General features: G+C 41.1%; 25 protein-coding genes. 15 read left to right on the plus strand and 10 right to left on the minus strand.

Annotated elements, in window-relative coordinates; translation table 11 throughout:
* Positions 1-48 precede the first annotated feature (48 nt).
* The 11 genes from murB to galU all read left to right on the plus strand — a co-directional run bounded on the left by murB (position 49) and on the right by galU (position 12158).
* A complete protein-coding gene (gene murB / locus N646_RS12030; RefSeq protein WP_017820728.1) occupies positions 49-990 on the plus strand; it encodes a UDP-N-acetylmuramate dehydrogenase in 942 nt (313 codons plus the stop codon).
* A gap of 328 nt (positions 991-1318) precedes the next feature.
* The gene (locus N646_RS12040; protein ID WP_017820729.1) at positions 1319-2257 is read left to right on the plus strand and encodes an oligosaccharide flippase family protein; all 939 of its coding nucleotides are present in this window, start codon (positions 1319-1321) and stop codon (positions 2255-2257) included.
* Between the two features lie 173 nt (positions 2258-2430).
* Positions 2431-2772 (plus strand): PssD/Cps14F family polysaccharide biosynthesis glycosyltransferase, encoded by a 342-nt coding sequence (pssD, locus tag N646_RS23765; RefSeq protein ID WP_315972168.1) that lies wholly within the window; start codon positions 2431-2433, stop codon positions 2770-2772.
* A complete protein-coding gene (pssE, locus tag N646_RS12045) occupies positions 2759-3226 on the plus strand; it encodes a PssE/Cps14G family polysaccharide biosynthesis glycosyltransferase (protein ID WP_017820730.1) in 468 nt (155 codons plus the stop codon). The genes pssD and pssE overlap by 14 nt, the downstream gene beginning before the upstream one ends.
* Before the next feature lie 3 nt (positions 3227-3229).
* On the plus strand, positions 3230-4195 hold the full coding sequence (locus N646_RS12050; protein WP_017820731.1) for a glycosyltransferase family 4 protein: 966 nt from the start codon (positions 3230-3232) through the stop codon (positions 4193-4195).
* Positions 4189-5322, plus strand: a complete 1134-nt coding sequence (locus N646_RS12055) for a glycosyltransferase family protein (RefSeq protein ID WP_017820732.1) — start codon at positions 4189-4191, stop codon at positions 5320-5322. The genes N646_RS12050 and N646_RS12055 overlap by 7 nt, the downstream gene beginning before the upstream one ends.
* Positions 5319-6533 carry an O-antigen ligase family protein gene (locus tag N646_RS12060; protein WP_017820733.1) on the plus strand — a complete coding sequence of 405 codons (1215 nt, stop codon included), beginning with the start codon at positions 5319-5321 and terminating at the stop codon, positions 6531-6533. Before N646_RS12055 ends, N646_RS12060 begins: the two co-directional genes overlap by 4 nt.
* A 254-nt stretch (positions 6534-6787) precedes the next feature.
* Complete coding sequence (locus tag N646_RS12065; RefSeq protein ID WP_017820734.1) at positions 6788-8893, plus strand: YjbH domain-containing protein; 2106 nt, start codon at positions 6788-6790, stop codon at positions 8891-8893.
* A gap of 100 nt (positions 8894-8993) precedes the next feature.
* On the plus strand, positions 8994-10160 hold the full coding sequence (locus N646_RS12070) for a nucleotide sugar dehydrogenase (RefSeq protein WP_017820735.1): 1167 nt from the start codon (positions 8994-8996) through the stop codon (positions 10158-10160).
* Positions 10161-10226: 66 nt separating this feature from the next.
* Complete coding sequence (locus tag N646_RS12075; protein WP_005379520.1) at positions 10227-11231, plus strand: NAD-dependent epimerase; 1005 nt, start codon at positions 10227-10229, stop codon at positions 11229-11231.
* A gap of 48 nt (positions 11232-11279) precedes the next feature.
* Positions 11280-12158, plus strand: a complete 879-nt coding sequence (gene galU / locus N646_RS12080) for a UTP--glucose-1-phosphate uridylyltransferase GalU (RefSeq protein ID WP_005379521.1) — start codon at positions 11280-11282, stop codon at positions 12156-12158.
* A 97-nt stretch (positions 12159-12255) separates the two neighbouring features.
* Here the strand turns inward: galU and tpiA are convergent, their stop codons facing one another.
* Positions 12256-13026, minus strand: a complete 771-nt coding sequence (tpiA, locus tag N646_RS12085; RefSeq protein WP_005384863.1) for a triose-phosphate isomerase — start codon at positions 13024-13026, stop codon at positions 12256-12258.
* Positions 13027-13295: 269 nt separating this feature from the next.
* On the opposite strand from tpiA, the gene N646_RS12090 reads away from it, so the two are divergent.
* The 3 genes from N646_RS12090 (at position 13296) to N646_RS12100 (ending at position 15081) form a co-directional block, all read left to right on the plus strand.
* Positions 13296-13643, plus strand: a complete 348-nt coding sequence (locus N646_RS12090; protein WP_017820736.1) for a 5-carboxymethyl-2-hydroxymuconate Delta-isomerase — start codon at positions 13296-13298, stop codon at positions 13641-13643.
* A gap of 162 nt (positions 13644-13805) precedes the next feature.
* Positions 13806-14228, plus strand: coding sequence for a DUF805 domain-containing protein (locus tag N646_RS12095; protein WP_017820737.1), 423 nt, complete (start codon positions 13806-13808; stop codon positions 14226-14228).
* Positions 14229-14814: 586 nt separating this feature from the next.
* Complete coding sequence (locus N646_RS12100; protein WP_374041202.1) at positions 14815-15081, plus strand: GIY-YIG nuclease family protein; 267 nt, start codon at positions 14815-14817, stop codon at positions 15079-15081.
* Here the strand turns inward: N646_RS12100 and N646_RS12105 are convergent.
* The 3 genes from N646_RS12105 to glpX all read right to left on the minus strand — a co-directional run bounded on the left by N646_RS12105 (position 15075) and on the right by glpX (position 17914).
* On the minus strand, positions 15075-15425 hold the full coding sequence (locus N646_RS12105) for a DUF3135 domain-containing protein (RefSeq protein ID WP_017820739.1): 351 nt from the start codon (positions 15423-15425) through the stop codon (positions 15075-15077). The genes N646_RS12100 and N646_RS12105 overlap by 7 nt on opposite strands.
* Positions 15426-15586: 161 nt before the next feature.
* The gene (locus N646_RS12110; RefSeq protein ID WP_005379532.1) at positions 15587-16207 is read right to left on the minus strand and encodes a helix-turn-helix transcriptional regulator; all 621 of its coding nucleotides are present in this window, start codon (positions 16205-16207) and stop codon (positions 15587-15589) included.
* A gap of 699 nt (positions 16208-16906) precedes the next feature.
* On the minus strand, positions 16907-17914 hold the full coding sequence (gene glpX / locus N646_RS12115) for a class II fructose-bisphosphatase (RefSeq protein WP_005383180.1): 1008 nt from the start codon (positions 17912-17914) through the stop codon (positions 16907-16909).
* 348 nt (positions 17915-18262) lie between these two features.
* On the opposite strand from glpX, the gene zapB reads away from it, so the two are divergent.
* Positions 18263-18505 carry a cell division protein ZapB gene (zapB, locus tag N646_RS12120; RefSeq protein ID WP_005379536.1) on the plus strand — a complete coding sequence of 81 codons (243 nt, stop codon included), beginning with the start codon at positions 18263-18265 and terminating at the stop codon, positions 18503-18505.
* A 135-nt stretch (positions 18506-18640) separates the two neighbouring features.
* On the opposite strand, the gene rraA is transcribed toward zapB, so the two are convergent.
* The 6 genes from rraA to cytR all read right to left on the minus strand — a co-directional run bounded on the left by rraA (position 18641) and on the right by cytR (position 25395).
* Positions 18641-19147 (minus strand): ribonuclease E activity regulator RraA, encoded by a 507-nt coding sequence (gene rraA / locus N646_RS12125; RefSeq protein WP_005379537.1) that lies wholly within the window; start codon positions 19145-19147, stop codon positions 18641-18643.
* Between the two features lie 76 nt (positions 19148-19223).
* Entirely contained in the window at positions 19224-20141 is a 918-nt protein-coding gene (locus tag N646_RS12130; RefSeq protein ID WP_005379538.1) for a 1,4-dihydroxy-2-naphthoate polyprenyltransferase, read from the minus strand.
* A gap of 1448 nt (positions 20142-21589) precedes the next feature.
* A complete protein-coding gene (gene hslU, locus N646_RS12135; RefSeq protein WP_005397950.1) occupies positions 21590-22921 on the minus strand; it encodes an HslU--HslV peptidase ATPase subunit in 1332 nt (443 codons plus the stop codon).
* A 23-nt stretch (positions 22922-22944) separates the two neighbouring features.
* Positions 22945-23496 (minus strand): ATP-dependent protease subunit HslV, encoded by a 552-nt coding sequence (hslV, locus tag N646_RS12140; RefSeq protein WP_017820301.1) that lies wholly within the window; start codon positions 23494-23496, stop codon positions 22945-22947.
* Positions 23497-23611: 115 nt separating this feature from the next.
* Positions 23612-24160 carry a cell division protein FtsN gene (ftsN, locus tag N646_RS12145; protein ID WP_017820300.1) on the minus strand — a complete coding sequence of 183 codons (549 nt, stop codon included), beginning with the start codon at positions 24158-24160 and terminating at the stop codon, positions 23612-23614.
* Between the two features lie 227 nt (positions 24161-24387).
* On the minus strand, positions 24388-25395 hold the full coding sequence (gene cytR, locus N646_RS12150; RefSeq protein WP_005379543.1) for a DNA-binding transcriptional regulator CytR: 1008 nt from the start codon (positions 25393-25395) through the stop codon (positions 24388-24390).
* Positions 25396-25476 lie beyond the last annotated feature (81 nt).

The following is a 25476-nucleotide window of genomic DNA, read 5'->3' on the forward strand; positions in this document are numbered from 1 at the left end:
TAAATTATCTTTCACATGGATTAGGTGTTGAGAATTTTCTCCTTAAAAATGAATATAAAAGAAAATGTTAGTCTTAGTTCTTTTTCTCATTGGAAAATTGGTGGTAAAGCAAAGTATTTATCAATAGTAAACAATGAAAAAGAAATTTTAGAAGCGATAGAGTTTGCTAAGGTGAGAAATTTACCTTGGTTAGTTGTTGGAAATACATCAAATTTATTGTTTTCGGATTCTGGATTTGATGGTGTCTTAATTAAACTAGATGGAAAGTTTAAAGATATAAGTCTTTCCAACGATGGGGTTGTAAACATTGGATCTGCATGCTTTACCCCAACTACTGTAAGGAAATTAATTGCTAAAGGTTTTTCTGGATTGGAACACTTAATTGGCATACCTGCCTCATTTGGTGGAGTGATCTATATGAATGCTGGTAGCCAAAGAAAGTCTATTTCGAGTAATATACTCTCGGTATTATCTATTGATGAAAGTGGAAATATTATAGAGAGAAGAGTAGATAAATGTGCTTTTGATTATAGAGAAAGCTGTTATCAGTCATTGAATGAAATTATATTAAGTTGTAAATTGAAGTTACAGCCTGGATGCAAAATCGAGTTGAGAAGGAAATGTCTCGAAATTCTTAAAGAAAGGCGAATGAAGTTCCCTCGTAAAGAGCCTAGTTGTGGTTCCGTATTTGTTAGTAATCCGAAAATGTATGAAACTATTGGTCCTCCAGGAAAAGTTATAGAAGATGTTGGTCTAAAAGGATATAAGTTTGGTGGAGCTCAGATTTCGGCCATGCACGCAAACTTCATAGTTAACCGAGGAAAAGCTAGTGCAATAGATGTTCTAACCTTAATTAAGTTAGCATATAATGAAGTTTATCAGAAGACCGGATTTAGACTTAAGTCAGAAGCTATCTATATAACTAGAAGTGGAGAGCAATATAGAGCAGATATAGTTGCTAATAATCTAAAGAGATTTGTGGAGCTATAGTTATGGGCACCGATACTTTTAGGAAAAGTATAGCTAGATTGATCGGTAGTTCGTTCCTTGCAAAAGTGATATCAATATCTTTAACTCCAATATTAACCAGACTGTACGAACCAGAAGATTTTGGAGTTTATACAGCAGCGATGTCAATCATGACAGTATGTGGAGGATTAATATCACTTCGGCTTTGTGATGCTATACCTATTGCAAAGTCCAAAAGACAAGCAAGAGGAATTACAGAGCTATCTATTTTAATTAGTTTTTTTTGGCTCCAGTTTCATATTTTTTTGTTTCACCTTTCTATAATTCAAGTGAAGTCACGTTTAAATATATGGAAATATCAATTATCATATTTGGTGCTATATTGATTTCTGTATATGAAACTCTAACCTTTTACTCCGTTAGAAAGGCTGAGTATAAAGTCATTTCCATAACTCAGCTGCAACAGTCAGTTGCTGGTGGAGGAGTTAAAGTACTAGGTGGCTTGATTGGAGCTGGCAGTATTGGCCTTATTTTCGGCTCTGCGTTTCAACAAGGCTTTGGCATAGCATATATGCTAAAAAAATATAAATTATTTAATAGTAGTTTAGATGTGTTTTGTCGAAAAAGACTGCTGTTAAATTATGCAATATTTAGGAAGTATAAAGAGTATCCTCGTTTTAGGTTACCATCTAGAACTGTTCTTGCTATATCTCAAGCATTACCAATAATATACTTTACGAAGGAATATGGTAATGAATCAGTAGGTTTTTTAGGGTTGGCAATGTCAATGATATCTATCCCTGCTACTATGATTATAGGCAATGTAAGAAAAGTTTATTACGGGGAAATATCTAAGATAGGATTGTCTGAATCACAAAGAATTATGTCTTTGACATTGAGTATAATAATGAAAATGCTAGGTTTAGCTATAGTTTTTTCATTGATTTTATTTTTGTTTGCGGAGCAAGCATTTTCCGTATTATTTGGTGATAATTGGGTTGAGGCTGGGCTTTATTCTAAGGTTTTATCAATTCAAGTCGCAGCCAACTTTGTCGCTGGTCCAATTGTAGATGCATTTAATGTTATAGGTAAGGTAAGGTATTATTTCTATTTTAATCTCTTTAAACTGATACTTGTAGCTACTTCATTGTTTTTTTCATCTTTATTTTCTTTGTCTGAGATAGATACACTGGTTTTCTTATCTATATCAGTAGCATTATATTATATTATACAATCTATATGCATACTTACTCTTATTGGTCGGTTGGGATATAAAACTTATAGATAATCAGTGATTTTTATTCTTTGAGGTTTTGTTTTGGAAAAGAAAGGTCGAGTGATAGTTTGTTTTGGTAAAGGTGGACATGAAGCTCAAGCACTACGCCTCGTAAAAAATTAAAAGAACGAGATGATAGACTAAAATTTTTTGCCTTTACTGATTCGGAAAATATTAGTGTTGATATTTTTGATAAATGTTATTTAGCTACTGAAGTTCGAGATAAGTATGATGCGAAATTAATGAATATGATTAATGCATCTATAAAAAATATTAAAATTTCTTGGTATCTTGTTAGAAAAAATAATACAACAGGGATAATATCATGTGGTCCAGGTATCGCTGTTATCCCAGCTTTAGTCTTTAGGCTATTTGGGAAAAAAGTTATTCATATAGAAACATGGTCTAGGTTTACAACTAAGTCAATGGCAGGTGCCTTGATGTACTATTTATCAACAGACTTTTATATTCAGAATGAATCATTATCTGAATTATACCCGAGGGCTAAATATTGTGGAAGGCTTTAACATATTTGTTACGGTAGGTACAACTCCATTTCCATCTTTGGTCGAACATTGTAAGGATATAATTGTTAGAAATAATTGGAAGGCTGTTATCCAGGCGCCGGGATATGATGCCAATAATAATGTTCAATCTATAGAGTTTAATTCTTTCGTTAGTGATATTAATGAACTATATAATACTGCGGACTTAGTGATTTGTCATGCTGGGGCTGGCACATGTTATAAGTTGGCCGAATTAGGAAAAAGATTTATTGTTGTACCTAACTTAGAGCGTTCAGATAAACATCAATTAGATTTGGCTGGATATTTTGATAAGAAAAATTATGCTGTGGTTTGTTATGACTTGCTAGAACTTAAAAGTGCTATTAATAAGACTATATCCAATTCTTGGAATCCTAGCAAATATAATAAAGAAGAGTTTTTCTCTACAGATGAAATTATTTCTAAACTGGTATAGTAAATGAAAACATTAGTAATAACTAACATGTATCCAGACTCAAGAGGAAATAAAGGTATATTTGTAAAGGAACAAGTTGAAAGCTTAATAAGGTTTCATGGTTTAAACGTTGATGTATTCAACTTGGATAAACCTAAATTTGGTTTTTTTAGAAAGTATATATGTAATATTTTTCCTCTTGCCAAAAAAATATTTAAATATAATCCTAACATTATTCATATACACTATGGACTATCATTTTTCCCTGTTTTACTTCTACTGCCAATTATTAAACTTAAAGGTATTAAAGTAATTGTTACATTTCATGGCTCAGATGTTTTAGGTGGTTCAAGCTTAGTAAAGCTAATCAGCCAGTTAGCGTTTTATCTTTCTAATAAATCAATTGCAGTTAGCGATGAATTAAACGGTGTTCTAACTAATAAGCTAACAGAAAGCTCAAATAAGCTTTCTGTTATACCATGTGGTATAGATACTGATTTTTTCAATCCTAATAACAGGAACATACAAACTAACGAAAAAATTATTATATTTCCCAGTAGCCCTGATAGGCCTGAGAAGAACTTTGACTATTTTCTAGATGTATTTACTAATATATCAAAATCCCACAATGTTAAATATAGAGCACTTGAAAACTTGTCGAGGAAAGAAGTCAAGGAATTGTATAGTATTTCATCTTTAATGCTTCTCACATCGGATAGAGAAGGCTCACCACAAGTTGTTAAGGAGGCCTATGCATCCGGATTGCCTGTAATTAGCCGAAATGTAGGTGATGTCGAGAGGTTAAGCCATATTTGTACAGGAGTTTATGTGGTTAATTCAAAAGAAGAAATGATAATTAAGGTTGGCGAAGTATTAAAAGCTTATGAATTGGAAGGCATGAAAAGTGATGAGACAGAAAGTGTATTTTTAAACACTTATTCAAATAAGATAATATCTGGAAAAATAATGGAGTTATATAAACAATGTTGACATTTTTAGCTTTCACTATGGACCAGGGAATTGGAGGACACTATTATAGTTTAAAAGCTCTTTCTGAACAGTATGTTGACTCAAAGGTAGTAATTATTGGTCATACAAAACCAAGGGTGAAATATGATAATCTTACTTTTATATCAATAAGAGATAATGGATATTGTGGTGCCTTTAGTTTATTATATAAAATAATAAATGTAAACGATACATTACATTGTTTTGATGAGCATTCATTTAGCTTTGCTAGAGTCGTATCTATCTTTAAAAATAATCCTTTAGTCCTTACTAAGTGTGGAGGTAAACCTTTACGTTACTATCCAAGGTGCTATTCTATATCAGTGTTTTCAAAAGAAGACCAAGAGCATTTTCATAATAAGAACGTTTCAAGTTATTTGATACCTAATAGAATCAATAGAAACGAAATTATGGCTCTTGTAAATGAAAGAACGAAGGATAATTTGTTTTTCGAGCGTTCCTTTGAAAGAAGAGCAATATGCATTGCCCGAGTTGGAAGAAAGTATCGTAAAAAAATATTATCGGCAATTAATCTAAGTTATAAACTAAAAAAATTAGGACATGATCTTAGTGTAGATGTTGTTGGTGTATTGGAGGATGGGCATGTCTTAAGTGAATTAAAAGACTTGTGTAATTATTTATCTATACAAGATCGAATATTTTTCCATACTGATAAAAAAGTTACGACGGATGCTGTACGCTGGTTACCTGATTTTGACTTTTCAATTGGTACAGGGCGAGGTGCTATGGAAGCCATGTGCTTAGGTGTTCTCACACTAGCTCCAGTCTCCAACTTGGATATACCAATTTTTGTTGATGACAATACTTTTGGTTCTTTATTTGAAAAGAATTTCTCTGAAAGATCTGTTTCAACCCTCTCTGAGTCAGAAGCATTGACCAAGATATCTAATTTATTTACGAAGTCTGATTTTAATAGAGAGAGATTTTTCTATCAAAATATATTTAATGAATATTTTGATATATTGTCGGCACCAAAAAAATATGATGAAATATATTCAAAAGCTCAGCGGCAGAGTTTTTCTGGGATTGTTGATGTGTTTTGTAACTTCATTTACCTTAAGTATATAGAAAGGCAGAAGTTAAAATGACAACAGTTTTATGGGGTTTGCTCTCTCTTTTATGGTTATTAAAAACTATATTAGTATCATATGATTCTGTTGCGATTGGTATTATTGTTCCATTAATAATTGATATTCTTGTGATATTGTTTTTGGTTGGAGGTGACCATTTTAGAAACACGTTAAATAAAGGTGGGATTTTTAAGGTTTTAATTTATGTAAACATTTTTTTGATTTTTTCTACTGCTATTGGTGTTATTCAAGGATATTCTTTACTTACGTCTGTTTCTACTTATATTAGGCTTGTTACTTGTCAATGTATATTTATATTCGGTTGCCTATCATACTCTATTCCCAGAGTTAGAAAATGGTTTTTTGTAGTCGTTTTTTTATCAGTATTTATACACTTAATTGCTGGTGCTCTTGGGCCTGTACTTGCTCTAGGAGCAGAAGAAATTGATGGTGTGGTAAGGTATTCCGGGTTGGCTGGGAAAATAAATATTTTGGCCAATTTTGCTCTATTTTTTGCTGTTTTATTTTATGTTTATTATGATTCATCAAAAAGTAATTTGACCCTGTTAGCATTCTTATTGTCTGTTTTTGTTGTGTTCGTTACAGGAACAGTAAAGAATGCTATTATTCTTATATTATTTATAAGTTACTTGTCTTTGGTAAAGTCTAATCGAAAAATCATTATCATTCCTTTGTTTTTTATTATTATTGTCCCTATCGGTATATATATATTTCAACATACTTCTATCTCCGCTAGAGTGTCTGAATTTGTGGAAACAGGAATAAGTATTAATATTGAACAAGGAGAAAAAGTAGGGAACTCTTTTAACTGGAGGTTGATGCATTGGCGGTTGCTATTGTCTGACTGGTTTAATGAACATTTCTGGTTTGGAACTGGTTTAGGGCATTATGTGGTTTTGGATGCTTTAACAACTCAATCTGGTATTACTTTTGATCCTCATAATGATTGGATTAAATTTTTGTTGGAGTTCGGCTTTTTGGGTTTTCTATTTTTTATTTATTTCTTATGGAGATTACTACAGTTTACATTTTATCTTTCTAATAAAGATCCTCTATCGAAGGGTGTTTTTTACTCATTGTGTGCTAGTCTAATCGCCATGCTCTCTGCTAATGTGGTATATAGTTTACCTATATTTTATTATTTTTGGGCTTTATTAGGTTTTAGTTATTATAAGGGGTTAACTAATAACGAAGACAATTCCAACTAAGATGTATCATTAAAGCATATCATATGGTGATGCCAGTGTTTATATATGGCTAATGATTTAACCAAAATTATAAGTGCTTAGATATTGCTATTAACTAAAACTTATAAAGATACTCATTATGGACGATGAACTTGCTTAGTGCTCTACTCGGTATTTTATTAAAGTGATTTGGAAGTATCACATGCTAAAAGTAAGATGAGCTATTGAAATCGTAACTTTACTTAAGTGAAAACGTGAAATATTTGAATGAAACAATGATAAATAAAATTATAGCAGCTACATTGGTAAGTGGGACTTTATTTTCTTTCTCTCAATGTGCATATGCAGAAACTCCAGCTATATTAGTAAAAGAATTACCTTCTAACCAAAGTTTTACTGGTTTGACTTTTATACCCAATGCCCAAGTTCAAAACTACGGGAGCTTTGGCTTTGACTTTGCACATGGGTTACCGCTTAGGAATAACGTCTCTGATATAGAGTCTTTAACGTTCTCTCTCGGACTAATCGAAGGGTTAGAGGCACAAGGCCGAATCGTGACTGAAGACTATAGTTCTAATGGGTTTGTTGTGGGGAGTGTTAGAGACCTATCAGCCTCTTTTAAGTATCAACTTCCTTTTTTTAAAGATTTTAATAAACTCAAGTTGGCAGTTGGCGTGCAAGATCTTGGAGGAGAGTTAAACTACTTTAATACGAATTATATAGTTGCTGACTACTCTTTCGATTTTGCTCCAGTTCGAATGTCGTTGGGGTATGGTCAGTCAGACATTCCGCTTGGTGTTATGGATGGCCCATTTGGTGGTGTTGAGTACCAACCATTCAATTTCATTCAGTTGGTAGGTGAGTACGACTCAGAAGAGTTTAATTCTTCAGTAAAGATTTTTACGCCAAAAGAGCTGCTCCCGTATGATATAACAGCTTCTCTTAGTTATCAGGTCTATTCAGGCCATGACACTGATACTAAAAATGTATGGAATGCCGCTTTTTCAATCCCTCTGATATCTGATTACACACGCTCAGTTAGCTTTTCTCAAAGCGATATGTCTTTGAGAGATAAGCTTTTTGTAGAACAGAAGAAGTTTCAAGATGCTTCGATCTCAACTTTGGTGAGTGCGTTAAAAAACGAAGGTTTCGTTAATGTTCAAGTGGGGTTAGTCAATGGTAGAGTCGTGGTGGCTTTAGAGAACCGTCGATACAACCATAATCAAGCAGATGGATTAGGTGTAGCTCTGGGGATTGTATCGAGTCATTTTGGTCAAAATGCAGCGCAAGATATTGGCGCTGCATCGGATCAATTTGAACTTGTGATGCTTGCCAACCAAAAACCAGTGGTCAGCGTTTTGTCTAACTCTAACTGTTACCAAAGTTTTGTCAATGGTAGCGCAGCTTGTGATGACATTCAGTTTATCACGCGCGATTTGTCGGAAAGATTAGACATGGTTGATTGGAAAACGGAGCGAGTTAATTCAGGCACTTTAGATTCGCAGATAGTACTTTCCCCTATGGTAAGGCATGGCGTAGCAACCGAGTACGGTGTGTATGATTACTCTTTTGCCATGTCCAGCAACTTATACACCTACCTATGGTCTGGCGCGGCAATAGATGTTCGTCATATTTTACCTTTAGCAGAAAGTGATGATTTTGAAGAGGGTGGGTATTTCGAAGACAGCGCGTATGAGAGCGAGATTGATCGTGTAATGGTGCATCAGTTCTTCCGTTTACCATATGTCGATATTGCTAACCAGGTCTCTCTAGGCTTGGTTAAGTCGGATTATATCGGTGCGCGTAGCGAATCAGCTTGGTTCTCTCAATCGGGTAACCATGAGTTGGGACTAGAGATGAGCTACTTCCAACATCAAGACGAAAAAGACAAAAATGGTTATGCGAATCCAGATCGCCAAACCTTTTTAACTCGTTACACATTCTCCATGCCAGAGTGGGATTGGCAGTTTAACGCAACTGCTGGCGAGTTTTGGAAAGGGGATGTTGGCGCAAAATTCACGACCTCACATTGGTTTGAAGACATAGAAGTATCTGCAAGTTATCAGGTGACAAAGTTTAACGATACAGACGAAGAGCAGTTTGTCACTGTGTCGGTAAAGCTGCCATTAACGCCATGGCGTGATATGTCTCCGGGAGTGATACAAGTTCGTGGTAACGAGGCTTATGATTTCAACGTTACGACGCGAGTTGGCAACGATTATAATTACTTAGCGGCAGGCCAAGGGGATGAACTTGTGATGGATAATAGCATGCTTCGTCGCTACTTTAACCGAGGCCGTTATGGCCAAGAGTACTTTGAGCAGAACAAGCTGCGCATTCGCAACGCGTATTTGCGTTATTTGGGTTCTCAGTTAAATTAAGTTCTTGTCGCGAGTTTGAGCTTTCTAATTATTCACCACACTCTACCGAGAGTGTCGGTGTTTTGATATGCTAGCGTCAGTTAAATAATAGGAAATAAAAATGAAAATTGCTGTAGCAGGCACGGGCTACGTCGGTTTGTCCAATGCCATGTTATTGTCACAAAACCATGAGGTTGTGGCGGTTGATATTATCCAAGAAAAAGTGGACTTGTTGAATGACAAGAAATCTCCAATTGTTGATGCGGAAATCGAACATTTCCTTGCAAACAAAGAACTCAACTTTATCGCGACGATAGATAAAGAGCTGGCTTACAAAGACGCGGAGTTTGTTGTTATTGCCACACCTACGGATTATGACCCTCAAACGAACTACTTTAATACTTCTTCAGTTGAAGCAGTGATTAAAGATGTGATGGCAATTAATCCAGATGCAGTTATGGTGATTAAGTCGACTGTACCTGTGGGTTATACTGCGCGCATTAAAGAGGAACTCGGTTGTCAGAATGTTATGTTCTCTCCGGAGTTTCTTCGCGAAGGCAAAGCTCTTTACGATAACCTACACCCGTCTCGCATCATCGTTGGAGAGCGCAGCGAACGTGCAGAGAAGTTCGCTAACCTTTTGGTCGAAGGTGCGGTAAAAGAAGACATCTCGGTTCTGTTTACTGACTCTACAGAAGCAGAAGCGGTTAAGTTGTTCTCAAACACGTATCTTGCGATGCGCGTAGCTTATTTCAATGAGTTAGATTCGTATGCTGAAGCTCATAATCTTGACGCTCGCCAAATTATTGAAGGTGTTGGCTTAGACCCTCGTATTGGCAATCACTACAACAACCCGTCATTCGGTTATGGTGGTTACTGCTTACCAAAAGATACAAAGCAATTGTTAGCAAACTACCAAGAAGTTCCTAACAACATCATTGGTGCAATCGTTGATGCAAACCGCACGCGTAAAGATTTTATTGCAGACTCAATTATCAAACGCCAGCCAAAAGTGGTGGGTATCTACCGCTTAATTATGAAGTCTGGTTCAGATAACTTCCGCGCTTCGTCAATTCAAGGCATTATGAAGCGTATTAAAGCGAAAGGTATTGAAGTAGTGGTGTACGAGCCAGTACTTCAGGAAGATGAGTTTTTCCACTCTGTCGTTATCCGCGATCTTGAAGAGTTCAAACAAGTGTCAGATGTTATTGTTTCTAACCGCATGGTTGAAGAACTTGCTGATGTGGCTGATAAAGTTTATACCAGAGACCTGTTTGGTAGCGACTAATCAAAATGACATTATAATAAGCCAGTCGTAGTGACTGGCTTTCGTTTTATTAAGGTAATCAATCTGATGAAATACTTAGTGACAGGTGCGGCCGGTTTTATTGGTAGTGCAACCGTAGAGAAGCTAAATGCTGCAGGGAATGAAGTTGTTGGTATCGACAATCTAAACGATTATTACGATGTAAACTTGAAGCTTGCTCGATTGTCCCGTATTGAACATCCTATGTTCAAGTTTTTGAACGTTGATATTGCTGATCGCTCTGTGATGGAAACACTCTTCTCGACAGAGAAATTTGATCGTGTTATTCATTTGGCCGCGCAAGCTGGCGTACGTTACTCTTTGGAAAACCCTCATGCTTACGCAGACTCTAACCTAGTAGGACATTTGAATATCCTTGAAGGTTGTCGTCAAAATGATGTTAAGCACTTAGTGTATGCATCATCTAGTTCTGTATATGGCTTAAATGCCAAGGTACCATTTGCTACATCTGATAGTGTTGATCACCCGGTGTCACTGTATGCGGCAACCAAAAAGTCTAATGAGCTAATGGCTCATAGTTATTCGCATCTATACGATATTCCGACCACAGGCCTGCGTTTCTTTACCGTTTACGGTTCATGGGGACGCCCTGATATGGCTCCTTTTATTTTCACTAAAAAGATTCTTGATGGTGAAACCATTGATATTAATAACAATGGTGATATGTGGCGCGACTTTACTCATGTTGATGATATTGTCGAAGGTGTGGTTCGTATTTCGGATGTGTTGCCTGCACGTAATGATAGCTGGACCGTTGAAGATGGTACTCCTGCAAGTAGCTCTGCGCCTTACGCCGTTTATAACATAGGCCATGGTTCACCGATTAACCTAATGGATTTTGTTAAAGCGATTGAAGATGAACTGGGTATTGAAGCTAAGAAAAACTTCCGAGAAATGCAACCCGGTGATGTCTATCAAACCTATGCGGATACAGAAGACTTATTTTCTGCGACTGGCTACAAACCAAAAGTAACTGTAAAAGAAGGAGTTGCTGAGTTTGTCTCTTGGTATAAAGAGTTTTACAACAAATAATAAATAGCGAGCTGAGTGCTCGCTATTGGTTGAGTTAGGTTTAATAAAATGATTAAAAAGTGTTTATTCCCTGCGGCGGGTTACGGTACACGTTTCCTTCCTGCGACTAAGTCGATGCCGAAAGAAATGATGCCAGTGGTAAACAAGCCATTGATTGAATACGGTGTTGAAGAGGCGATTGAAGCCGGTATGGATGGTATGTGCATCGTCACTGGTCGTGGTAAGCACTCGTTAATGGATCACTTTGATAAAAACTACGAGCTAGAGCATCAAATTAGCGGTACAAGTAAAGAAGCGCTGCTTGATGATATTCGTTCTTTGATTGATTCTGCGAGTTACACTTACATCCGTCAGCGTGAAATGAAAGGCTTAGGTCACGCTATTCTTACGGGACGTGAATTGGTCGGTGATGAACCGTTTGCTGTTGTGCTTGCGGATGACCTATGTGTGAATGGGGACAAAGGCGTTCTAGCGCAAATGGTTGAGCTGTACAAACAGTTCCGCTGTTCAATCGTTGCGGTACAAGAAGTGCCGGAATCAGAAACGCATAAATACGGTGTGATTGCTGGCGAGATGATCAAAGATGATATCTTCCGCATTGATAACATGGTTGAAAAGCCAGAGCCAGGCACTGCACCTAGCAATCTAGCGATTATTGGTCGCTACATTCTGACACCTGATATCTTTGAACTGATTGAAAATACAGAGCCAGGTAAAGGTGGTGAGATTCAAATCACCGATGCGCTGATGCAACAAGCTCAATCTGGTTGTGTTTTGGCATACAAATTTAAAGGTCAGCGCTTTGATTGCGGTAGCGTAGAAGGCTACATTGAAGCCACAAATTACTGCTACGAGAACCTTTATAAGAAAGATTCCAGTGCGGAGCTCGCGAAAAAGCCAACCGTGAAAATTGCTGAGCCAGCGTAAGTCGGAACTTTCTATTAGGTACTCCGACGGTACAACACAAACAAAAAGGGATGCATGATGCATCCCTTTGTTATTTCTACTCTCAGTAAAAACGAGATTAAGCTTTTGCTTTAGCCGCTGCTTTAGCGATTGCTGCGAAGCTTTTAGCGTCTAGAGAAGCACCGCCAACGAGAGCGCCGTCGATGTCTGGTTGTGAGAAGTAAGCTTCAGCGTTTTCTGGCTTAACAGAACCACCGTATTGGATGATTACTTGTGCTGCAACTGCTTCGTCTTTTGCTGCGATTAGTGCGCGGATAGAAGCGTGGATGCGTTGTGCATCTTCAGCTGTTGCTGCTTTACCAGTACCGATAGCCCAGATTGGTTCGTAAGCGATGATTGCGCCGTTTAGAGCTTCAACACCGTAAGTGTCGATAACTGCGTTGATTTGACGGGCACATACTGCTTCAGTTTCGCCAGCTTCGTTTTGCGCTTCAGATTCACCGATACAGAAAACAGGTGTTAGACCGTTTTCTTTTAGGAAGTTGAATTTCTTAGCGATGAACTCGTCAGATTCGTTGTGGTATTCACGACGCTCTGAGTGACCGATGATGATGTGAGTAGCACCGAAATCTTTCAGCATTTCTGGAGACATATCGCCAGTGAACGCACCGCTGTTGTTTAGGTCAGTGTTTTGAGCACCTAGGATGATCTTGTTACCGCCTTCAGCGATTACGCGCTCTGCTAGGTCGATGTAAAGTGCTGGTGGAGCGACTGCTACGTCAACACCTTCAACGCCTTCAAGTTCAGCGTTAAGACCAGTTAGCAGCTCAGTTACCATTGCTTTGCTGCCGTTTAGTTTCCAGTTACCCATCACTACAGGACGACGCATAGGAATATCTCCCTTATCTTTAATGTAAATAGTCAATTAATGTAAAAAATCTACGTAGGAATATAACAGAATAATGTGAACAGATCATGATTGGCGTCATGTCTTGTCCGGCTTTCTTTACTGATTCGACCAAGCATCGATCCTGTTATTTTTGTCAAAAGCAACCGATTGGTGATCGCGTAGACAGAATGATAGTTCATTCCTCGGAAATTGCTGCTGAGATTGGTATTACTACGCGCTGGAATTAATTGTTGTAGAAAGGAATCAAAATGCCAAATCTCGTTTTAGAGTATTCAAACTCGGTGGAAGAACGCGTCAATGTTCAGGGGTTGCTGGAGGATTTACATAAAACGGCGTTAGAAAGTGGCCTCTTTGAACTCGCGTCAGTGAAATCTAGAACGCTCCGGTGCCACAATTGGTTAATAGGAGAGGAGGGTGATAGCCTCGACTTTATCCATATCAACTTTGATTTGTTATCTGGTCGCTCCCAAGAACAAAAGCGAGAACTGTCACGAGCCTTGATGGCGACACTTCAAGAGCAAGCTAGTCACGTGCACAGTTTAACGGTCAATATCCGAGACATGGATATAGATAGCTTCCAAAAGGTAGTGAACTAGGTGGTGCTGGATTGCCCGAGAATAGCGAGAGGTTATTGTTACGAATTCTCAGCCTGGCTCTGCTTGTTATATGGGCGTTGTGGGCACCCAAGCTATCGGTGTCCTTTCCAAACTATATCGACTCGGCTAATCTATAACCTTTCTACTTTGGGGTAAAATTTGATGTCGACTAAAGAGTTACTGTTTTCTTTTCAAGGACGTATAAACCGTAAAAACTACTGGATTTGGAACGTCATTTACTATGTGTCCATTCTAGGCTTTGGTGCCGGTATCAGCCAGCTGCTTCCTACTCTCTCCTATGTGCTTCTTCCTATTTTCTTGGTGGTTCTGCTGATCCCTGATTTGGCGATCACCACCAAGCGTTGGCACGACCGTAACAAATCGATCTATTGGCTAGCACTGAATATTCCGTTGATTATCGGACGAATTGCCACGCCAATGACCAGCCCTGCCGCGCAAGAGCCGTCGACCCCACAGATGTTCGTTGCTTCCATTTCTCTGATTTGTGGTTTATGGATTCTAATTGAATGTGGTTTCTTAAAGGGAACATCAGGACCAAACCAATATGGCCCTGAGCCGGAGTAATTGCTTCAAGTATCGTGCGTGCTGAAAGTAGATTCTTAGTCGCGCTAAGGCTCGCTAGAATGACAAACTCTTTTGATTTAGAGACTGTTAAAGCCACTGTCATTCTGAACAGCGAGGAACGAGTGTGATTCAGAATCTATCATCCGATTGTACGGTGGTTTAGGTGAGCGGGAAAGAATAGGAGCTTGCTGTTACTAGATTCTTAGTCTCGTTAAGGCTAGCTAGAATGACAAACTCTTTTGATATAGAGACTGTTAAAGCCATCATCATTCTGAGCAGCGAGGAATGAGCGTGATCCAGAATCTATCGTCCGGTTGAGCAGTGGTTAAGCTGAGCGGGAAAGAATAGGAGTTTACTGTTGGCAGGTTCTTAGCCTTGCCGAGACTCGCTAGAATGACGCTCCCCTTTGGTTTAGAGGTTGTTAAAGTCATCGTCATTCTGAACAACGAGGAACGAGTGTGATTCAGAATCTACGCACAGAGTGCTCCGAGTTTGAAATAAACTGACTGAGCTCGCGAATTACAATGGAAAAGTAACAGCGAATAATGAAGGAGAATGAATCATCGATAAGACACCTTGCGTTTATATCCTAACGTCAAATAACAACGCTGTTCTCTACATAGGTGTTACCAGTCAGCTGCCCCAAAGATTATGGCAACATAAAAATGGAGTAGTGGAAGGATTTACTAAGAAATACAACGTTCATAAGCTCGTTTACTTTGAGTTATTCGACGATATGGCTAATGCTATAAACCGAGAAAAGCAGCTCAAGCAGTGGAAGCGTGAGTGGAAGTTAGCCTTGGTAAGAGAAACGAACCCTAACTTTCTCGATCTATCTACTGAGTATCAGTAAAAGTCATTCCTATCTTTAAACGCATTTAAGCTAACCACATCCGCTTTTTTTGTCGGTGCCGCTTCCCCTTCTAGCGCTGCTTTGAACTTTACGACCTGTTTTCGCAACTCGTTCATCAATACCACATTGGTGTGATGAGGGTTTTTACACGTGCTGATGACTCTATCAATGTGGCTTTGTTGAGCCCACAATCTTTCTTTCATATCTTCTGATGCGCTTTCGATCATCTCTTTCGCCATCTCATGACGAAATTGCTCAAAAGCTTCTGGGTCTCGCTCTGCCATTCGAACCATTTCATCGAATGGAGGAAGCGTTTGGGGTGGGATATGACGTAGAGTAGACATCGATGCTCTCCAAATCCTTATGGAAATTGCTTTTAGTTACTAAAAAGCCTATACCACTAGAAAGAGGAGAGAGAATGAATTCTTCAGCCGTCTCACTTATAAGAGAAGCTTTCAAGCTTGAGATTGAATAAGTGCGGCATGTCGATGTTTGGTTGTGGTGGTTACTGCAGTTGTTGGATGCGGTAAACGCAGCGTCTTTGGCCACTAATGATGTGTTCGGTACGCTCTACTTTGGTGTCACGTCCAAGTAAAGACTGAAAGACACTTAATTCTGATTGGCACAAGCTTGGGCAGCGAGTTGCGGCTTTACAAATCGGACAGTGATTTTCGATTAAGATAAATCCGTTCTCATCTTTCTCGAGTTCAGCCATATAGCCTTCTTGCTCTCTTAATGTGACAAGTGTTTCTAGTTTGCTTTGCAGAGAGTCGCATTGCTCAAGATGCTGACGATAACTTTGTAACGTGAGTTTTTCCCTTTCTGATGTGACTTTTTCCAGTCCATCTTTGCCAAAGATATGTTCGACAGCTTCTATAAACTGAATGGTCAACTCACCGTGACGGTCAGCAAATTGCTCATGACCTTTTTGAGTGAGAGACCAATGACGAGCAGGGCGACCAACTTTCACTTTTACGTCATGGATAGAAAGAATGCCATCATCTTCTAAACTTTGCAGGTGCTGACGAGCCCCCATGGTTGTCATACCTAGCTCAGAGGAGAGTTGTTTTGCAGTGACGGAGCCATCACGCTTAACGATTTGCAATATCCTATCTACGGTCTTCATATACCCACCATTTATACGTCAGTACATATTATGCGCGATAGGGTTAGTAAAGAAAAGTGTTGACTTAATTTGAGTGTGGATTTGTAGGGGCTATGTTCATATGAGCCAATATATGTCGTCATTCTGAACGGCGAGAAATAAGGTGATTCAGAATCTATCGTCCGATTGTGCAGCGGTTAAGGTGACCAGGAAAGAATAGGAGCTTGTTACAACTAGATTCTTAGTCTCGCTGGAGCTCGCTAGAATGACGAGTTTTTTCGATTTAGAGCTTGCTATGGTAGCCGTCATTCTGAACAGCGAGGAATAAGGTGATTCAGAATCTATCTTCTGGTTGAGCAGTGGTTAAGGTGACCAGGAAAGAATAGGAGCTTGTTACTACTAGATTTTTAGTCTCGCTAGAATGACGAGTTCTTTTGATTTAGAGCTTATTAAAGTCTCCGTCATTCTGAACAGCGAGGAACGAGGTTATTCAGAATCTATTTTTTGGTTGAGTAGTGGTTGAGGTGTTCAGGAAAGAATAGGAGCTTGTTACTACTAGATTCTTAGTCTCGCTGCGGCTCGCTAGAATGACGAGTTCTTTTGATTTAGAACTTATTAAAGTCACCGTCATTCTGAGGAACGAGTGTGATTCAGAATCTATTGCCCGTTGTGCGGAAAGAAAGGCTCAAACTCAGATTGAGCGAGAGCCTCGAGAAATGCTTAAAGAATAATATCACGCACTTCTGGATCTTTACGATCTAGGTAGTGAGTCGACTTAATGCGACGAATAGTACGGCATCGACCACGCACGAGCAGCGTTTCTGTGGTTGCAATATTGCCTTGACGAGAGATACCTTCCAGCAAGTCACCTTTAGTGATGCCTGTAGCTGAAAATACCACATTGTCGCTACGAGCCATGTCTTCCATTTTGAGTACAACATTTGCTTTTACGCCCATTTCATCGCAGCGTTTTAGTTCATCTGCACCGTAAATGCGGTTTTCTTCAGTATCGCCTTTTACTTCGTGACGAGGAAGCAGGCGACCGTGCATGTCACCGTCTAGCGCTCGAATTACCGCTGCTGATACAACCCCTTCTGGCGCACCGCCAATACAGTACATCATGTCCACTTCACTGTCTGGCATACAAGTTAGAATAGAGGCAGCGACGTCACCATCAGGCACCGCAAAAACACGTACGCCCATTGCTTGCATTTCTGCAATAACGTCATCGTGGCGAGGTTTCGCAAGGGTAATAACGACTAGGGTATCAAGTGGCTTGTTCAGGGCTTTTGCTACGTTCTCTAGGTTTTCTTTTAACGGCTTTTCTAAGTCAATTACGCCTTTTGCACCAGGGCCAACAACCAGTTTTTCCATGTACATATCTGGCGCTTTAAGAAAGCTGCCTTTCTCACCTGCGGCAAGTACGGCTAGTGCGTTCGATTGTCCCATTGCCGTCATACGCGTTCCTTCAATCGGGTCGACTGCAATATCTACCTCATCACCACCAATACCCACTTGCTCACCAATGTACAGCATTGGCGCATCATCGATTTCACCCTCACCAATGACAATTTCACCACTGATATCTGTTTTGTTCAGTAGCGTGCGCATAACTTCAACAGCTGCGCCATCGGCTGCGTTTTTATCGCCACGGCCAAGCCATTTGTAACCAGCCAGAGCTGCACCTTCAGTCACACGGGAAAATGCCATTGCTAAATCGCGTTTCATGATGTCTCCAAGTAAGCAAGAGGGAAGAAGAATTTGCGCGGCGATTCTATCACAAGGTCGAGTAAACGTTTGCCTTTTTGCGAGGCTTTTACTTTATCTAACTTGAATTTGATCAATACTTAGGGCGATTTTCAGCGTAGCGAGACGCAAAATCCTTGCTCAAAAATGCTTCGGCGACAAGAAAAGTCAGCGTTTAGTGAGATTGCGCTGATTTTTTGACCGAATGATGCAAAATATCGAATATAGTGAGTGTTTCTCATCGCGACGCTGAGTAGAATGAACCTTATATAGGTTAGGTGTGCATCAATCTCGCACATCGTCCCAACGGAATAACATAGGTAGGCCAAGATGTCTTTTGAAGTACTAGAACAACTAGAATCTAAAATTCAAACTGCAGTTGACACAATCACTCTTCTTCAGATGGAAGTCGAAGAGCTGAAAGAAGATAAAGCTAAACTTGCGGAAGAAGCGAACGAGCTTCGCTCTCAACGTGAAGAGCTAGAGCAAAAAGCACAACAAGCACAGCAAGAGCACGCACAATGGCAAGAGCGCATTCGTGCACTACTTGGCAAAATGGACGAAGTGGAATAATTCGGCTTCTTCATTCCAAATTAAAAACACCCGCGTTAAGCGGGTGTTTGTGTTTTAGGGAAGTAGAAAATGTTAAGACAAGGCTAGGCGCTAAGAGCCAAGAGAAGACCCTATAACTTAGACACCTAAGACTCGCTATGCTTCTTCATCCAACTCTAAATCAATATTCAATGGTTCAGGCGACAGGATAATTCCGGTGCTATCAGCATAAATATAATCTTCAGGTAAGAAGCTGACGCCGCCAAAGTTGACTGGTACATCCAATTCGCCAATCCCCTGACTGGTCGCTCCAACAGGAATAGAAGCGAGGGCTTGAATGCCTAAGTTCATATCTTCAAGTTCATCTACTTCACGAACACAGCCATAAACGACAATGCCTTCCCACTCGTTTTCTTCCGCAATGGTTGCGATTTCTGCATCGATAAGGGCTTTACGTAGGGAACCGCCACCGTCAATTAACAAAACGCGACCAAGTCCATCTTGCTCTAATGTCTCGCGGATCAACGAATTATCTTCAAAACACTTGATGGTGGTGATTTGCCCGGCAAATGAAGCGCGACCGCCAAAGTTACTGAACATTGGTTCAACCACATCTACCTGATCGAGGTAGATATCACAGAGTGCTGAGGTATTGTATTCCATAGCGTACCTTTCTAAACAGAAATTGGTTGTCTTTGAGTATATCTAGGCATTAAGTCAATGCAATGACAATCCTTTTTTAACTTACTAGAGTTTGAGCTACCACAATTGTTGCAAACAAAACGTTGGTGACTAAAGAGCATTTCACGATGACTGGCATCATTGGTGCTATCTGAGCGGGCTTTTGTGTATGCCAAACCGCTTTACCATGATCGGCCACGAAATAAATACTAAGTAAAAATGGCAAGCTAATCCAAACGGGTTTGTCTTGAATTAACAAGTAAGCCGCAAAGGCAAGAATAGCACCGCCAAGTAAAACAAAGTGGTAATGCTTGGCTTTGCGTTGACCCAATCGCACTGCGACTGTGCGTTTACCACACTCTCGGTCGTTCTCGATATCACGCATATTGTTGATGTTGAGTACTGCAACGGCGAGTAAACCGCAGCCTAGAGCAGGTAAGAATAGCGTGGTATCTACGTGACCAGTATGCAAGAAATAAGTACCGGATACGCCGAGTAAACCAAAAAACAAGAAAACTGAAATATCGCCAAGCCCCACGTAACCGTATGGTTTGCTACCCATGGTATAAGCAATGGCTGCGAGAATGGCCAGAATTCCCAGCCCGATAAAAGTGACAATGCTTTCCAGTGAACTTAGTGAATAGAAAACCAACACCAAGCCTGAAATGGCGGTCAGAGCGATGTTAAAGATAATCGCCTGTTTCATCTGTTTCGCACTTACCGCGCCTGACTGCATCGCTCGTAATGGGCCGAGGCGTTTGTCGTTATCTGTACCTTGAACGGCATCGCCATAGTCGTTTGCCAGGTTGGACAGAATTTGCAGCAATGTCGCGGTTACGAAAGCCATGATGGCAATCGTCAGTGAGAAATGACCCGCCGAGTAGGCGAGTACGCTACCTGTTAAGATAGAGACCAATGCCAGAGGTAATGTTTTTGGGCGAGCGGCTTCAAGCCAGATCTGTAGAGATTGTTTCATGGAAATTTCGTGCTAGTAACCAATGTGCCCAGTATAAGCACAAAGAGGCAGATACGCTATTGACCTAAAACAACTCAACTAGAAGTCAAAGAGTCATTCAGAATCTATCATCCGATTGTGCAGTGGTGAAGGTGAGCGGGAAAGAAAGGCGTTTGCTGTTACCAGATTCTTAGTCTCGCTTGAGCTCGCTAGAATGACCAGGTCTTTTGATTTAGATGTTGTCAAAGTCACCGTCATTCTGAGCAACGAGGAACGAGGTGATTCAGAATCTATCATCCGATTGTGCGGTGGTGAAGGCGAGTGGGGAAAGAAAGGCGTTTGCTGTTAGCAGATTCTTAGTCTCGCTTAAGCTCGCTAGAATGACGAGCTCTTTTGATTTAGATGTTGTCTAAGTCACCGTCATTCTGAACAGCGAGGAACGAGGTGATTCAGAATCTATCGTCCCAATAGTGCCGTGGTTAAGGTGAGTTGGAAAGAATAGGCGTCTGCTGTTAGCAGATTCTTAGTCTCGCTTGAGCTCTTAGAATGACGAGATCCTTGATTTGGGTGTTGTCTAAGTCACCGTCATTCTGAACAGCGAGGAACGAATGTGATTCAGAATCGATCATCCGATTGTGCGGTGATTAAGGTGAGCGAGGAAGAATAGGCGTCTGTTGTTACCAGATTCTTAGTCTCGCTTGAGCTCGCTAGAATGACCAGGCCTTTTGATTTAGATGTTGTCTAAGTCACCGTCATTCTGAACAACGAGGAACGAGGTGATTCAGAATCGATCATCCGATTTTGCGGTGATTAAGGTGAGCGAGGAAGAATAGGCGTCTGTTGTTACCAGATTCTTAGTCTCGCTTGAGCTCCCTAGAATGACCAGGCCTTTTGATTTAGATGTTGTCTAAGTCACCGTCATTCTGAACAACGAGGAACGAGGTGATTCAGAATCTATCATCCGATTGTGCGGTGGTGAAGGCGAGTGGGGAAAGAAAGGCGTTTGCTGTTAGCAGATTCTTAGTCTCGCTTAAGCTCGCTAGAATGACGAGCTCTTTTGATTTAGATGTTGTCTAAGTCACCGTCATTCTGAACTGCGAGGAACGAATGTGATTCAGAATCGATCATCCGATTGTGCGGTGATTAAGGTGAGAGAGGAAAAATAGGCGTCTGTTGTTACCAGGTTCTTAGTCTCGCTAGATCTCGCTAGAATGACCAGACCTTTTGATTTAGATGTCGTCTAAGTGACCGTCATTCTGAACAGCGAGGAACGAGTGTGATTCAGAATCCATCATCCGATTGTGCAGTGGTTAAGGTGAGAGAGAAAGAATAGGCGTCTGTTGTTAGCAGATTCTTAGTCTCGCTTGAGCTCGCTAGAATGACGAGAGCTTTTGATTTAGATGTTGTCAAAGCATTCTCAACAAAAAGCCCAGAAACAAGGTTCTGGGCTTTGGTGGGATAGATTGCGGTTAAAGAATAAAGCGGCTTAGATCTTCATCTTCAATCGTGTCGCCTAGGCGCTCTTTCACATAAGCGGAATCAATAACGAATTTAGCGCCAGATTGCTCCGCTGCGTCGTAAGAGATTTCATCCATCAAGCGTTCCATTACGGTGTGTAAGCGACGAGCACCGATGTTTTCTGTGCTTTCGTTGACCGTCCATGCCGCTTCCGCGATTTGCGTGATGCCGTCTTCTGTGAATTCGATGTCCACATCTTCCGTTTTCATCAACGCAACGTACTGCTCTGTTAGAGAGGCTTTTGGTTCTGTCAGAATGCGTTTGAAGTCGTTACTGCTTAGTGCTTCTAGCTCAACACGAATTGGTAGACGACCTTGCAATTCTGGGATCAAGTCAGATGGTTTTGCCACTTGGAATGCACCAGATGCAACAAACAGAATGTGGTCTGTTTTTACCATGCCGTGCTTAGTTGATACCGTGCTGCCTTCAATCAATGGAAGTAGGTCGCGCTGAACACCTTCGCGTGAAACGTCTGGGCCTGAGCTTTCGCCGCGTTTACAGATTTTGTCGATCTCATCGATAAATACGATGCCGTTGTTTTCAACGTTGAAAATCGCTGCTTCTTTCAGCTCTTCTTGGTTAACCAGTTTTGCCGCTTCTTCTTCCGCTAACGCTTTCATTGCGTCTTTGATTTTCAGCTTACGTTTTTTCTTAGTGTCGCCAGCGAGGTTTTGGAACATGCCTTGCAGCTGGTTAGTCATCTCTTCCATACCAGGAGGCGCCATGATCTCTACGCCCATTTGTGGTGCGGCTACGTCGATTTCAATTTCTTTATCGTCTAGTTGGCCTTCACGCAGTTTCTTACGGAAGATCTGGCGAGTGTGAGAAGACTCTTCCGTTTGCTCTGCTTGACCCCAGCTATCACGTGCTGGTGGCAGTAGCGCATCAAGAATGCGTTCTTCCGCTTGCTCTTCTGCGCGGAATTTCACTTTCTCCATCGCTTGTTGATGCGTCATTTTCACAGCGACATCTGTTAGGTCACGGATGATGGTTTCAACTTCTTTACCAACGTAACCCACTTCGGTGAATTTTGTCGCTTCAACTTTGATGAAAGGGGCATTTGCCAGTTTTGCGAGGCGTCGTGCGATTTCAGTCTTACCAACACCAGTAGGGCCAATCATCAAGATGTTTTTTGGCGTCACTTCGGCACGCAAGCTTTCTTCAAGCTGCATGCGGCGCCAGCGGTTACGAAGTGCAATCGCAACCGAACGCTTGGCTTTTTCTTGACCGATAATGTGGCGGTTCAATTCATGAACGATTTCGCGAGGCGTCATTTCAGACATATTCTTTCCTTACTTCGTTACGATTACGCGGTTGGTTTTTCAGGCTCTACTGCTGAGTCTAGCTCTTCTACCGTGTGGTGATGGTTAGTGAAGACACAAATATCACCCGCGATATTGAGAGCTTTTTCCGCGATCTCACGAGCATCTAGATCTGTGTTTTCTAGTAGGGCGGTTGCGGCAGCTTGTGCGTAAGCACCACCAGAGCCAATCGCAATCAGGTCGTGTTCTGGCTGTACGACATCACCATTACCGGTAATGATTAACGATGCGGTTTCGTCGGCAACGGCAAGTAATGCTTCGAGCTTGCGCAAAGCACGATCGCTACGCCAGTCTTTGGCTAGCTCAACTGCCGCTTTGGTTAGGTGACCTTGGTGCATTTGCAGTTTGCTTTCGAAGCGCTCAAAAAGGGTGAAGGCATCCGCAGTACCGCCGGCAAAGCCCGCTAGTACTTGGTTGTTGTATAGGCGGCGAACTTTGCGCGCATTACCTTTCATTACGGTATTGCCTAGAGATACTTGGCCATCACCCGCGATGACGACTTTATTATTTCGACGTACAGATACAATGGTAGTCACAGTCGACCTCTTGATTATTTCTCTTTGGATTTAATTCAGTATATGGGGGAGGAGAAATGGGGATTCAAGGGGGCAAAAAGAAAGGCCCTAGGATCTTAGCTCCTAGGGCCTGAGTTTAAAGATTTTCTTTCCAAATCGCGCACGGCTCGATTTTCGCGCGTTGCAGTTTATGACGGTCACGTTCTGCATCACGTTTGAACTTATACGGACCTAGCACCACGCGATACCATGAACTGCCTTCTTTCTTACGAATCTTGCTCGACATCCCTTGGAACGCGATTGCAAGCTTGCGCTCTTCGGCTTGTGCCTGAGTTTTGTACGCGCCACACTGCATGATGTAAGGAATTTTAGAAACTTCAATTTCTTTGGCCACAACTTCAACTTCACGTTTCGGTAGTGACTCAACATATTCCCATTTTTCTTCTGGTGGTGGCGGCAAGTCTTTTTTCGGCTTTGGTTTGCTTACAGTGGTTGTTGGCTGCTTCACGACTGGTTGTTTAGGTTCTGGGTCGCTACTCAAAAGGTAAAGACCATAGCCAAAACCGCCCACGAGCAAGATAGCGAGCAGGCCACTGCGCCAAGGTTTTTTTCTTCTCGGCGGCTGTTTTTTTGTCGACTTTTTTGGGGCGCCTCGCCCCCGTCTTACATAATCTCTATTTGCCACGGTTATTTCTGGTCATCAAGGATTCTTGCAAATATGTTAATCCAGAACGAGTTGAGAAAACACCCTATTGATAGAATCTTGATAGCTAAAGCGCGACAACGCCCGAGTGTAGGGGAGTGTGTTTCTGTTCTCGCTTATATTTATTCGGGGATATACAAAAAGCAGGAGGGGTAAATAAAAAAGCGGCGCCTTAGCACCGCTTTGGGGATGAATACCTAATCTTTAGGTTAAGGGCGCTGTGGTGGCGCTGCACTTCCACGAATGACGAGATTAGTTTCAAGCAGACGCGAGCCTGAATGCACGTCGTGGCCTTTTAACATCTCGAGCATCATTAGCATCGCTTGTCGACCAATCTCATAGCGAGGTTGAGAGATGGTGGTCAACGGTGGATCGCAGTACTGAGCGAAGTTAATGTCATCAAAGCCCACAACAGAGAGATCTTGCGGTACTCGTAAGCCAAGCTTTTTCGCTTCTTGAATTGCGCCGATGGCCATTGTGTCACAGTGGCAGAAAATAGCCGTTGGTGGTTCTGGCAATTCGAGCAGTTTACGAACGGCTTTTGCTCCGCCATCAAAAGAAAACTCAGTAATGACACTATATTGTGGATCTTTATTGATGCCGGCACGGCGCAGGGCTTGTTGGTAGCCTTGCTGGCGGAACTGACACAATATTGCTGTATCTGGTCCAGAGATTTGAGCAATGCGTTTATGACCTAATTGAGTCAGGTAATTCACCGCTTCAAATGCTGAGGTCAGGTTATCAATATGTACTGTCGGAAGCTCGAGCTCTGGCGCAAATTCACACGCCATTACCATCGGAGGTAAGTTCTTTTGCTCTGGCTTACTGACATCGAATGGTAGATCTGTACCAAGCAGTAGCATTCCATCTGCCTGCTTAGTAAATACGAGGTTAACGAAAGAGCTTTCGCGTTTCTTCTGTTGTCCGCTATCGCCCAGCAGGACTAGATAGCCATGTTCCATGGCTGCATCTTCAATACCGCGAATAATTTCAGAAAAATAAGGATCACAGATGTCGGGAACGATAGTAACAATGGTTTTTGATTCGTTTCTACGTAAGTTACGCGCTAATGAGTTTGGAGAATAACCCGCTTCAAGTACGGCATCTTCTACTCTCTTTCTTGTAGAAGAAGAGACTTTCTCTGGATTCATTAAGGCTCGAGATACCGTAGCCGTAGACACTCCCGCAAGCTGGGCAACATCCTTCATTGTCGCCATAGTTTTTAACCTCTCATTTATTTTTTGCCAAGATGACGTTATTCCGGTTTGAAATCAGAGTAATCAAACCGAGTTAGAGCT

It is taken from the genome of Vibrio alginolyticus NBRC 15630 = ATCC 17749, assembly GCF_000354175.2.
Classification (GTDB): domain Bacteria; phylum Pseudomonadota; class Gammaproteobacteria; order Enterobacterales; family Vibrionaceae; genus Vibrio; species Vibrio alginolyticus.

Excerpts from the sequence above, each read along its gene's own strand:
- cytR (WP_005379543.1), bottom strand. The coding sequence starts at position 25,395 with ATGGCGACAATGAAGGATGTTGCCCAGCTTGCGGGAGTGTCTACGGCT.
- N646_RS12040 (WP_017820729.1), top strand. The coding sequence starts at position 1,319 with ATGGAAATATCAATTATCATATTTGGTGCTATATTGATTTCTGTATAT.
- N646_RS12070 (WP_017820735.1), top strand. The coding sequence starts at position 8,994 with ATGAAAATTGCTGTAGCAGGCACGGGCTACGTCGGTTTGTCCAATGCC.
- N646_RS12095 (WP_017820737.1), top strand. The coding sequence starts at position 13,806 with ATGTCGACTAAAGAGTTACTGTTTTCTTTTCAAGGACGTATAAACCGT.
- rraA (WP_005379537.1), bottom strand. The coding sequence starts at position 19,147 with ATGGAATACAATACCTCAGCACTCTGTGATATCTACCTCGATCAGGTA.
- N646_RS12090 (WP_017820736.1), top strand. The coding sequence starts at position 13,296 with ATGCCAAATCTCGTTTTAGAGTATTCAAACTCGGTGGAAGAACGCGTC.
- galU (WP_005379521.1), top strand. The coding sequence starts at position 11,280 with ATGATTAAAAAGTGTTTATTCCCTGCGGCGGGTTACGGTACACGTTTC.
- hslU (WP_005397950.1), bottom strand. The coding sequence starts at position 22,921 with ATGTCTGAAATGACGCCTCGCGAAATCGTTCATGAATTGAACCGCCAC.
- zapB (WP_005379536.1), top strand. The coding sequence starts at position 18,263 with ATGTCTTTTGAAGTACTAGAACAACTAGAATCTAAAATTCAAACTGCA.
- N646_RS12105 (WP_017820739.1), bottom strand. The coding sequence starts at position 15,425 with ATGTCTACTCTACGTCATATCCCACCCCAAACGCTTCCTCCATTCGAT.
- N646_RS12130 (WP_005379538.1), bottom strand. The coding sequence starts at position 20,141 with ATGAAACAATCTCTACAGATCTGGCTTGAAGCCGCTCGCCCAAAAACA.
- N646_RS12050 (WP_017820731.1), top strand. The coding sequence starts at position 3,230 with ATGAAAACATTAGTAATAACTAACATGTATCCAGACTCAAGAGGAAAT.
- murB (WP_017820728.1), top strand. The coding sequence starts at position 49 with ATGAATATAAAAGAAAATGTTAGTCTTAGTTCTTTTTCTCATTGGAAA.
- N646_RS12110 (WP_005379532.1), bottom strand. The coding sequence starts at position 16,207 with ATGAAGACCGTAGATAGGATATTGCAAATCGTTAAGCGTGATGGCTCC.
- N646_RS12065 (WP_017820734.1), top strand. The coding sequence starts at position 6,788 with ATGATAAATAAAATTATAGCAGCTACATTGGTAAGTGGGACTTTATTT.
- tpiA (WP_005384863.1), bottom strand. The coding sequence starts at position 13,026 with ATGCGTCGTCCTGTAGTGATGGGTAACTGGAAACTAAACGGCAGCAAA.
- N646_RS12060 (WP_017820733.1), top strand. The coding sequence starts at position 5,319 with ATGACAACAGTTTTATGGGGTTTGCTCTCTCTTTTATGGTTATTAAAA.
- N646_RS12055 (WP_017820732.1), top strand. The coding sequence starts at position 4,189 with ATGTTGACATTTTTAGCTTTCACTATGGACCAGGGAATTGGAGGACAC.
- N646_RS12075 (WP_005379520.1), top strand. The coding sequence starts at position 10,227 with ATGAAATACTTAGTGACAGGTGCGGCCGGTTTTATTGGTAGTGCAACC.
- glpX (WP_005383180.1), bottom strand. The coding sequence starts at position 17,914 with ATGAAACGCGATTTAGCAATGGCATTTTCCCGTGTGACTGAAGGTGCA.